Here is an 11021-nt window from a genome sequence, read left to right as displayed (position 1 = left end):
AGTACCGCCAGCGCACGAAGCCCGTCGATCCCAGCCATGTATCGGCTGCTTACGCCTTTGATCGGTTCAGGCATGCTGGTGGCCTCCTATCGTTGCATGTTGGCGAGTGATTAATTCGTTCTGATTATTGATTCTTTTCGTACCCATCGTCCTTTTTGTTTTTTTATGGTGATTCTTCGTGCTCGCCATGCAAAACATCTGCATTCTCCCCTTTTACTTCCGTTCTGTTTTCATCATTTGTTGTTGGGGGCAGTCATTACACATCGGGAATTGCGTGCTCTATGAATGCAAAAACCCCTGTTTTTTGGAATCGTGCGAAAACGGGGGTTGGTCTCGTTCATTATCTTTATGGAAAATGAATTCTTCCCATCATCGTTGCCCGTATTCAGGATGTGATGAACTACTCACTATCTCGTTGTTTTCTGGTCTCTTACTCCCTTATATATGCACCACGCCTTCCTTATATAGGATGGTCTCACAAGGAAATTACCCGGTCCTTGTCTTACGTTAGACTCTTGCTGAATAGTTGTTTGTAACCTGATTATATGACGGTTTCGGGGGATAACTCGTTACAAACTGTTTACATTCTGACCATGTTTTTTCCCGGTAAAAACGCGGAACAAAAAAAGAAGCTGCTGGTATACTTTCCCCATCAGCTTCACGATTGTAGATCATCGCAGACCACCATTGTCAGATGCAAAATGCAACGTGTTTACTTGTCACAAAAGATTTACGGATCAACGGCCTGCATCGGTTCGTAATTTTTTGCGAGTTGTATTGACATTCCTGATTGTCATTTGTTGATAAACCTTTGAGCCAATAAGTTTCCGCTTGATGCAATGCCAACTCCAAAAGCTTGTATGTATCGTCTCTTCCAATTTGGGAGGAATGGTTGCTTTGGAATCGGTATCCCCCGAAGTAAAGCACATCAACCACGGTCATTCCCCTATCACTACCATTTTCGCCAATCGAAACAGGAAACACAAGACAAAAAAGAAAATCCCCATCGATTACCAGCACCGACGAGGATTTTCGCTTGATTATCCTAATTTAAATATGATGAGTAAACAAATAATTCAAGAAAAAACCACCGCTGACAACCGCAATCACCATGCATACGATGCCACTTTTCACTCGTTCGGAAAGCAACCGCATAAATCCAAGACAGAAAAAGACTCCTGTGACCAAAAAGTAAGCGACTCCAACCCAAAAAATATTCCAAGGCAAGCTCGCAAAATCTACGTTACCCAAACGTGAACACCATCCCTGTCCGATTCTACTGATTACTTGTATGTACGATACTCCATTATAGCATTTGTTCACGCTTACTTTCCCATTTTTGCACAATGCGTAACAGAAGTGTCATACATCCCGTCTTCATGTTTTCTACACAATCGTTTGGTACGCTTTCTCCAACAGCTCAAAGGAGGAAAAGTGCACATGAACAAACGGAAAATACGCCCGTGGGCTTATCCCTTGGTTCTAGGTGGCGTTTTGCTGTTATCCGCATGCTCCACTGCCACTGACAATACCACGATGGATCATAATGGACACAACATGAGTTCTTCACCACAAACAACAACAGAAACGCAACCGCAACAAATGTCTGCATCCAGCGACTCGTCGATGGAGGTGCTTACAGGCAATACGTTTACCCTCACAGCAAAAGAAAATATGCTCCATCTCGATGACAAGACCATGAAAAACGCATGGACGTACAATGGTACCGTTCCAGGTCCACAGCTTCGTGTCAAACAAGGGGAAACCATTAGTGTGACGTTGAAAAACGAATTGCCCGAGCCGGTCACCATTCACTGGCATGGCTTACCCGTTCCGAATAACATGGACGGAATCCCTGGCGTGACCCAAAATGCCGTAAAACCAAACGAAAGCTTCACCTACAAATTCAAGGTGGATGTTGCCGGCACATACTGGTACCACTCGCATCAAAACAGTGCCAAGCAGGTAGACAAAGGCTTGTATGGTTCCCTAGTGGTAGAACCGACTACCCCAGAGCCATCTGATAAGGACTTTACCCTCGTTCTCGATGAATGGATGCAGGACGATAGCATGGCGGAAATGCACGGAAGTGGTATGAGCCACGGCATGAGTGCCCCTTCTTCCGATAGTTCGTCCTCTGGTGGTCACAACATGGCCGGTATGCAGATGCCTATGAGTGACGCTGAGATGATGCCGTTGATGTATACGATCTTTTCAGTGAACGGAAAAACAGGCCCGGCAATCCAGCCGCTATCTGTTAAAGAAGGAGAGAAGGTCAGAATCCGCCTGATCAATGCCGGATACTTGAACCACAAGCTGAACCTGCAAGGTCATGAATTTAAAATCGTAGCAACAGACGGGCAACCCATCAATAATCCACCCCTCGTAGGAGGCCAGCTCCTCAATATCGGGCCAGGAGAACGATATGATCTCGAATTTGTCGCAAACAATCCTGGTAAATGGTTATTAGAGGAGCGCAGCACTAATCCAGGCGCCAAGTCGTTGGTAGTGCCTATCGTCTACGAAGGCTCGGAAACAAAAACAGCCAAATCTGAAGCTGGCGACATGCCAACGATAGACATTACCAAATACGGCGAGGCGGCAAAAAGCAGCTTTACACTAGATCAAAAGTATGACATCACGTATCAAATGGATTTGAACACGGAGACGGCAGATGGAAAAATGGCCTTTACCATCAATGGAAAAACGTTCCCGGATGTCCCTCCGCTCAACGTCAAAAAAGGCAATCTGGTCAAAGTCACGATGGTGAACAAATCACCAAAAGATATCCACCCGATGCATTTGCACGGACATTTCTTCCAAGTATTAAGCAAAAACGGGCAGCCTATCACAGGCTCCCCTCTGGTCAAGGATACACTGAACATATTGCCGGGTGAGTCTTATGTCGTCGCCTTTGAAGCTGACAATCCAGGAGACTGGATGTTCCACTGCCACGATTTGGGCCATGCTGCGCAAGGAATGGTATCCGAAGTAAAATATGAAGGCTTCAAGCCAGATTTCGTCGTCGACCCTACTGTCGGCAACATGCCAGAATAACCATAGAAAAAAGCAGGAAGCCACCCTGGCTCCTGCTTTTTTATTACGCCAATACACCGTCCAAAGACGTTTTCCACTCTACGTCAGTCGGAAAAACATCCTGTACTTGCTGTCTCAGCTGGTCATTTTGGCTCAATTGCGGACTCAAGATTGATACCAGACCGCTATCCTCTCTCGAACGGATCAAACGCCCGATGCCTTGACGCAGTCTCAGCAGCATGTAAGGCATATCTACCTCTTCGAAAGGATTCGCTGCACTTTTTCGTTTTGCTGTAAACACTGGATCATTCGGCGGGAATGGCAGTGACCAAATGATCACATTGGACAGCGATGGTCCCGGAACATCTAGCCCTTCCCACAGGCTCACCGCACAGAGGCTGCTTTTCTCGTCGTTTTGGAACTGAGAGATCAGATGGCTGATTTCTGCATCTCCTTCAAACAAGAATCGCAGATCCGTACAGGAAGGCTCGTTTTTGATGGCGGCCTTGAATTGCTGTAATTCCTCCATGGAGGAAAACAACAACAGTGCACTACCCGCTGATTTTTGTAGCAATTGGGTAGCCTGGCTCATTTTTTCCGCAAAGGAGTCGGTCGCAGAAAGTGTCGGTACGTATACCTCCATTTGCTTGTCATACTCGTACGGTGACGCCACGGAGAAAGACAGGTATTGCTCAATGCCCAAGCTGTCCGCTACATACTTAAACGTTCCATCAACAGATAGAGTCGCTGACGAAAAGACTATCGGCATCTTTTGTGAGAATACGCGCTCTTCCAGTACTTCCTGCACCTTTTTTGGCATAACGACCAAGGTTGGCCCTGTAATCTCTTCACTCATCCAGGAAATGACGTGATCTGGGTCTTGGAATAGTCCCAGTGCTAGCTGCATCATTTCCAGATGCTCTTCGACAATTCGCAGCTGGAACTCGTCCAATGTATATAGACCACCCTCTAACGCCAGCTCTTCTTCAATCCAACTGACGAGATTTGTAAAACGGTGGATGGTTGCAATGAGTTCCGGATGAAAGTGGATTTCTTTGCGGTTGGAGCCCATCACAGCCTTGCTCTCTTCGTTCAATCGGGAGAACATCTCCTCGCTCTGAGCAATGGCTTCTTCAATGGCAATGGCGAGCTCTTCCCTGATCTCACCCTTCAAGACACGCGTAATCGTTTCTTCGAACACGGAGTGATTCAGCTTGTACGTCAATGCTTTTTGGGCAGCAGGCTCCAGCAGATGACCCTCGTCAAAAATGACCGAGCTATGCGGTGGCAGCAATGGTAGCTGACCTCCGCGCTTGCGGATCTCATAAGTCCACACATGCTCCATATAAAAGTCATGGGAGCAAATGATCAAATCAGCTGATTGACGGTAATGATTTCTGGAAAGGGTCTGCCCACAGCGGTGCTGTCTGTCGCACACAAAACAATCCTGAAAAGTATCCCAGTTCATCTGCGCCCATTCTTGGTCATCCAGATCAGGATATGTGCTGCGATCCCCGTATGGATAAAACGACTGCAAGGCCTCATGTGTATGAACAAACGAAGGCAGCTCTTGATAAATATGCTGGAAAGCTTCCCCTGTCTCAGGCTGGAATCTCGCCTCATCCAGCTTGCGCAAACAGACATATTGGTCCGGAGATTTTCCGAGTCTCGCGTCAATCGTCAGGTTGAGATGGCGAGCCAGTTTGGCAATATCGCCTTCCGGTTTTACGAGCTGCTCAATCAGCGACTCATTCGCACAGGCAATGATGGCGGGCTTTCTCGTATATCGTGCATAGCAGATGGCGTACAGCAAGTAAGCCAATGTTTTTCCCGTGCCTACTCCCGCCTCTGCAAAAATCGTTTGCTTTTCTATAAAAGCCCGTTCAAGCTGAAAGGCCATGTAGATTTGCTCATCACGCACCTCGAATCCAGCCTCAGGCAATACTTCATAAAAAACGTCCGCTACCCAATCACTCACCTGAGAGATGAACGGCTGGGACGGATCGTAGGCAAAAGGATAACGTTCCAATTGTGACCGGCCTCCAATAATGAAAAGAATCGTCAAGCATAGATGCCAACATGTTATGATGACATGTCTTGACGATAAACACAATACAGATGAGAGAAAAAACCATTCCTTTTCGTGGTAAGATAAGGATGGTAGAAAAGTAGAATGAAACAGGAGTGAACAAGCCAATGGAAAAAGTAATGTTTATTGAAATAGGAATCGGTATCGACATGCATGGACAAAACGTCACCAAAGCCGCAGTCCGCGCTGTTCAAAATGCCATCCATCATAATTCGATGCCTGGACTGCGTTCTGTCCTGCCAGGAAACGATATCCATAACATGAAAGTAAATGTGAGACTGGCCGTTCCTGCTGACAAGGACAAGCTCGACTTGGAAACGGTTCGTAAAGCACTGCCTTACGGGGAAGTCTCCTTCGAAATCGTCGATGGCGGCATGCTGACGAGCAGTGGCGTCGTGATCGCTGAAAAAGAGGACAAGAACGACCTTGCCTATATCGTCATTGCTTCGGTAGAGGTAGGATACTAGAATACCGGCTCATCCACTACATGTGGGTGAAACTGATAACGCTCCAACTCTATTTCTCCTGCTGCTGACACGACTATCCCTTCGCTTTCCAAGGCCATTTTTTGCAGCGTGGACGAATCCAAATCTTGCAATCCGATCTTTCCTTGGGCGTTGATGACCCGATGCCAAGGAAGCTTGTGCTTTTTGGACATGGAATGAAGGATGCGAACGATTTGTCTGGCAGCTCTCGGACTCCCGGCCAACGCAGCAATTTGCCCGTACGTCATGACATGGCCCGCTGGAATCCCGGCAATGATTTTTAGTGCGCGCTGCGTAAATTCGGTCATGATGACTACTCCTTCTTGCTTGATCAAATCAAAAGGCTTGTGATTCCTTGTAATCACAAGCCTTTTCTTCTTATTTCAGGTTAAAACAGTCTTTCCAGCTCGTCAACCAGACTGCCTACGTATGCGACAGCCTCGCGGATTGGCTGCGGATCTGACATATCCACGCCAGCTTTTTTCATTAGCTCCAGCGGCGTTAGTGTTCCCCCGGCTTTAAGCACCTCGATCCAACGATCAACGGCAGGCTGTCCCTCTTGTTTGATGCTCGCTGCCATTGCTGTAGAAGCGGTCAAACCAGCTGCGTAAGTGTACGGATACAGCCCCATGTAATAGTGCGGTTGGCGCATCCATGTAAGACTCGCGGCAGCGTCCAGATCAACGGCATCACCCCAGAAGTCTGCGAGCACTTGCCCTTTCCATTCGGAGAGCTGTTTGGCAGTCAATGGTACGTCTTTTTGCGCTGCTTCGTACACTTTTCGTTGCATTCTCGCTTCTAGCAGATGCGTGACAAAGTTGTGGTAGTACGTATTCATCAATTGCAAAATGACCCAACGCTTCAGACGAGGATCGTCGGATTGCTCGACGATGTGCTGCGCGAGCAAGAGCTCATTGAGTGTAGAAGGCGCTTCGATAAAGTACAGCGATGGACGAGAGTTCGTAAAGCTTTGCTCTCTTGTCGCCAGCATAAAATGTCCGCAATGCCCCAGCTCATGAGCCAGCGTGAAAGCACTGCGCATATTACCCGACCACGTAATGAGAATGTAAGAGTGCTTGCTGTATGTCGTTGAGCAGAAAGCACCTGTCGATTTGCCCACGTTGTCTACGTAGTCGATCCAGCGTTCATTCAGTGCTTTTTCCATAATCGCTGTGTACTCTGATCCCATCACTTGCAAGGATGCCAATATTTTTTGCCCAGCTTCTTCAATCGTAACCGGCGGGCTGAATTCTGGATCAAGCGGTGCCTTCAAATCGCAAAAGGCAAGTTTTTCGAGGCCGAGCTCTTTTGCCTTGAGCTTCGCATAGCGTCGCATGTGCGGAGCGAGTTCATTCCCGATAATATCCAGAATGTTGTGGTACATATCCAGAGTAACTTGCTGTGGCTTAAGCAGCATGTCCGTTACGGTCTCATAGCCACGCAGACGAGACATGACGGTTTGTTTTTTCACCTCTGTCGCGTATACCGCAGCAAATGAGTTTTGGTACGAAGCGAGTGTCTTCGAGAAAGATTCGTACGAAGCACGGCGCAGCGTTGTATCGGACGACATTTCATAATCGGTCTCAAATAGCGCGAAGGATACTGGACGTTCATTTCCCTCACCATCATTGACGGGTGCAAATGACATGTCCGAAAGCTTTCCGCGTGCATATATGTTGTATGGTGCAGAGAATACCTCGCCCATCGCCGCAAACGCTTCTTCCGTCTCGGCAGACAGTCGGTACGGCTTTGTTTCCAGCAAATCATTCAAGCTTTTGCGGAAAATTTCGAGTCCTGGTTCTTCCTTCAAGAAGCTCTCGATTTTTCCTTCAGGCAAAACCAAAATCTCGGAAGGTATAAAAGAAAGCGCAGCGTTCAGCTGGGACAATACATCCCCTACCCGTGCAGAGTTCGCTTGGTTTTGTGGATTCGTCCCGTCTTCAGACGACTGTAGTCTAGCATACGTCGCTGCGATATTCGCCCGAACATTGATCGCCTCATTTGCCTCCAAGCAGGCCAACAATGTCTCTCCACTCTTGTGCAAATGACCTTTGAATGCAGTGACGACAGGCAGATCCTGTACAATTTCTGCTAATTCTTGCTCCCACGCTTCCTGGCTCTCAAACAGATCGTTCAGGTTCCACGTATACTCGACAGCGACTTGATCCCGTGTCTGTCTTGTCTTCACTCTGACTGCCTCCTTTAATTCGGCCAATAAAATATTTTTTATGTACTAAAATTGCCTTTTCATTTGAATTTTCCTACAATTAACCAAAATAAACAAGTGGATAACTTGCTCGAATTAGGCCGTAATCTGTCTTTTTCTGCGCTTTCCTAGGAAATTCTTTCAAATCATAAGCAGGTGATTTCGGAGGGGAAGGTTAAATAGATAGAGTGCAAGTAAGCCTTTTGTTCTTAAAAGGAGGAAATGAACCATGTCTTTTGAAACCTTGTTTGACCGTTACGCTGATCTGGCTGTAAAAGTCGGCGTGAACGTACAGCCTATGCAAACGTTAGTAGTAACAGCTCCGCTATCTACTGCTCCTTTTGTGAGAAAGGTAGCCAAAAAAGCGTATGAAGCGGGTGCCAAGCACGTACATATTGAGTGGACCGACGATGAACTCACACGGATGAAATATGATTTGGCTCCTGATGAAGCGTTTCGTGAGTACCCGCAATGGAAGGTACAGGGATTAGAGGAAATGGCGGAAAATGGCGCGGCGTTTCTCTACATTTCTGCAGCGAATCCCGATTTGCTGAAAGGGGTAAGTCTTGACCGCATTTCTACTGCCAATAAAACGGCTGGTCAAGCTCTCCATAAATTCCGCAGCTATACCATGTCCGATAAAGTGAGCTGGTGCGTGCTTGCAGTTCCATCACCTGCATGGGCCGCCATGGTCTTCCCGCATTTGCCACAAGAGGAACAGGAGCTTGCTCTGTGGGATGCGATCTTCCGTGCCACTCGCGCAGATATGGATGACCCTGTCCAAGCTTGGCATGACCATCATGCGACACTGAACAGCAAGGTAGATCAGCTCAATGCCAAACAGTACCGCTACCTTCATTACGAAGCTCCTGGTACCAACCTGACGATTGAACTTCCTTCCAATCACATTTGGATTGGCGGTGGGAGCGTAAATAAAGATGGTGCCTCCTTCATGGCCAATATGCCGACAGAAGAAGTATTCACCGCGCCATTAAAAGAAGGCGTCAACGGAACCGTTCGCAGCACCAAGCCTTTGAGCTATCATGGGAATTTGATCGAGAACTTTACGCTGACTTTTGAAAAAGGAAAAATTGTCTCGGCAACTGCTGAAAAGGGAGAAGAATCCCTAAAGCAATTAATTGAAACAGATGAAGGTTCGCATTATTTGGGGGAAGTGGCCTTGGTTCCTCATCTGTCCCCTATCTCGCAATCAGATATCATTTTCTATAACACGCTCTTTGATGAGAATGCGTCCAACCACTTGGCGATTGGTAACGCTTATAGTGTGAATATTGAAGGTGGCGCTGACATGAGCAATGACGAACTGGCTAGTCGCGGTATCAATATCAGCCTCACTCACGTCGATTTCATGATCGGCTCCGCCGAGATGAACATTGATGGGGAAACAGCTGACGGCAAGCGTGAACCACTCTTCCGCAACGGAAATTGGGCTTGAATCTAACCTGAGAATGGCATAGCGAGAGGCTGGATTTGTGTCATCACCATGACAAATCCAGCCTCGTTCTTTTCTCGGTTACAACAGCTTTTCGCGGAGCGCTTTCATGAAGGGGAGATAATCGGATACAAGTGTCCCTGCATGGCAAAGGACGCTTTCCCCGTTTCCTCGGAAACAACAACGATCAGTGCATCGCTTTTTTCACTCAACCCCAAAGCAGCACGATGTCTGGTTCCCAGCTTTTTTTCCCCTACCACAACCTGAGATAATGGCAACACATTGGCCGCGGAAACGATATGATTTTCCCGAATCAGGACGGCCCCATCATGCAAAGGGCTGCCCGGATAAAAGATCGATTCCAGCAAGGAATGGCTCATCGTGGCCCCAATCGGTATACCTGCTTGCAACAGCAGATCAAGCGGGTCCTCACGTTCAACGACAATCAATGCTCCTTGGCGCCTTTTGGCCAAGTGCTGCACGGCCTTAGATAAATCCAGATATTTTTCCGTATAGGGTGAGAGATAGCATTGTAAATAAAAGGAGGCTGCTACTGTTTCGAGTCGGCTAAACTTCGTCCGTATTTGATCAAACGTCCCGAGCACACATTCGTTTTCATTTTTTAACGCATGTATGCTTTCATCTAACGTGACGGATATTCCCCTCAGCTCTTGCAGCAATTCAGCCTTCAACGATGATGTATCACAGTTAACTTCCAGCATATGAACCCCTCAATTTCAATTTCTCTTCACGCTTCGTCCTTTGTTTGATTGTTCCCCTCCCCATAGGAAATCATTCTATTTCCTAGATGATAATTCCACTACAAACCGGACATAGTAAAACACAAATGATCAACAGCTTATGGAGCGAAACCGACATGATAACGAAATGGAATGAGTTTCTATCCATTGCACAAGAATCGAATGATTTTAAGCATTACCCCCTGCTGAACGAGGAAAGTCCTTTTTTTATTTCGTACTATCAAACCTTAATAAAAACTGAGCTACTGCAAAAAAATCTCTTGCGCCCCCTTCAAGAGCGTATGGAAGCAAATGAATCGATCACGGACCTGCGCCACTTTTCCCGCTTTATCTATGTGGAGGATATTATTTATACAGACGACATACAGACAGTCGTCTCCAAAATCATGACAGGCTATGCTGCCATCCAATCGAAAGACAATCTACAGTTCTTCGCCCTCATCAATCTATCCAATCCGACTGAAGGACTGCGAACTGACAACGACACGGAAAACGAGTTTAGTGTCGTTGGACCAAAGGTTGGCTTTGTTGAAAACATCGATATCAACCTGCATCTTATCCGTCAACAAATCAGCACACCCAAATTAATCATTCGAGAGTTAACCTTAGGGACGCTCTCTCATACGCGCATCGCCGTTGTCTATTTGTCTGGTATTACGAATCCTCAGCACATTGAAACCGTTGAGCAAAGACTACAGACGATCGACTTCGATATTATTTTTGATTCATCACAACTCGATCAAATCATGAGTGATAATTCGAATACTCCTTTCCCATTGTTTCTGTCTACAGAAAGGATTGACCGGGTCATCTATGCGTTAACTCTCGGGCAGATCGTGATTATTTCCGATGCATCTCCGTATGTCATTACCGGTCCAACCACGATCTTTGATTTCTTCATTTCTCCCGAGGATTATTATTTACCGTGGATCTTATCGTCCTTGTTTCGGTTGATTCGCATTTTTGGTGTGCTTTTTTCTATTTTGATGAC

General features: G+C 46.8%; 9 protein-coding genes. 5 read left to right on the top strand and 4 right to left on the bottom strand.

From position 1 onward, the window contains the following. Nucleotides 1–888: 888 nt before the first annotated feature. Both PMI05_RS31165 and PMI05_RS22770 read left to right on the top strand, forming a co-directional pair. Entirely contained in the window at nucleotides 889–1257 is a 369-nt protein-coding gene (locus tag PMI05_RS31165) for a hypothetical protein (RefSeq protein ID WP_039961236.1), read from the top strand. Between the two features lie 183 nt (nucleotides 1258–1440). Further along, entirely contained in the window at nucleotides 1441–3057 is a 1617-nt protein-coding gene (locus PMI05_RS22770; protein WP_007726867.1) for a multicopper oxidase family protein, read from the top strand. Between the two features lie 43 nt (nucleotides 3058–3100). Here PMI05_RS22770 and PMI05_RS22765 read toward each other — a convergent pair whose 3' ends face one another. Then, on the bottom strand, nucleotides 3101–5065 hold the full coding sequence (locus PMI05_RS22765) for an ATP-dependent DNA helicase (RefSeq protein WP_007726865.1): 1965 nt from the start codon (nucleotides 5063–5065) through the stop codon (nucleotides 3101–3103). A gap of 167 nt (nucleotides 5066–5232) precedes the next feature. Here PMI05_RS22765 and PMI05_RS22760 point away from each other — a divergent pair, with 167 nt between their 5' ends. Beyond that, on the top strand, nucleotides 5233–5592 hold the full coding sequence (locus PMI05_RS22760; RefSeq protein WP_007726864.1) for a Lin0512 family protein: 360 nt from the start codon (nucleotides 5233–5235) through the stop codon (nucleotides 5590–5592). On the opposite strand, the gene PMI05_RS22755 is transcribed toward PMI05_RS22760, so the two are convergent. Next, nucleotides 5589–5918, bottom strand: coding sequence for an MGMT family protein (locus PMI05_RS22755; protein ID WP_007726863.1), 330 nt, complete (start codon nucleotides 5916–5918; stop codon nucleotides 5589–5591). The genes PMI05_RS22760 and PMI05_RS22755 overlap by 4 nt on opposite strands. Nucleotides 5919–5998: 80 nt before the next feature. Beyond that, nucleotides 5999–7798 (bottom strand): oligoendopeptidase F, encoded by a 1800-nt coding sequence (pepF, locus tag PMI05_RS22750; RefSeq protein ID WP_007726862.1) that lies wholly within the window; start codon nucleotides 7796–7798, stop codon nucleotides 5999–6001. 247 nt (nucleotides 7799–8045) lie between these two features. Between pepF and PMI05_RS22745 the strand changes: the two genes are divergently transcribed. Beyond that, on the top strand, nucleotides 8046–9272 hold the full coding sequence (locus PMI05_RS22745; RefSeq protein WP_007726861.1) for an aminopeptidase: 1227 nt from the start codon (nucleotides 8046–8048) through the stop codon (nucleotides 9270–9272). A 104-nt stretch (nucleotides 9273–9376) separates the two neighbouring features. On the opposite strand, the gene cdaS is transcribed toward PMI05_RS22745, so the two are convergent. Continuing rightward, nucleotides 9377–9991 (bottom strand): sporulation-specific diadenylate cyclase CdaS, encoded by a 615-nt coding sequence (gene cdaS, locus PMI05_RS22740; protein WP_007726860.1) that lies wholly within the window; start codon nucleotides 9989–9991, stop codon nucleotides 9377–9379. Nucleotides 9992–10146: 155 nt separating this feature from the next. Here cdaS and PMI05_RS22735 point away from each other — a divergent pair. Beyond that, nucleotides 10147–11021 (top strand): spore germination protein (locus tag PMI05_RS22735; RefSeq protein ID WP_007726859.1); only part of this gene is annotated, 875 nt, incomplete at its 3' end.

This window comes from Brevibacillus sp. BC25 (genome assembly GCF_000282075.1).
In the GTDB taxonomy this organism is placed as follows: Bacteria; Bacillota; Bacilli; order Brevibacillales; family Brevibacillaceae; genus Brevibacillus.
This window is presented reverse-complemented; position numbering and strand designations above follow the sequence as displayed.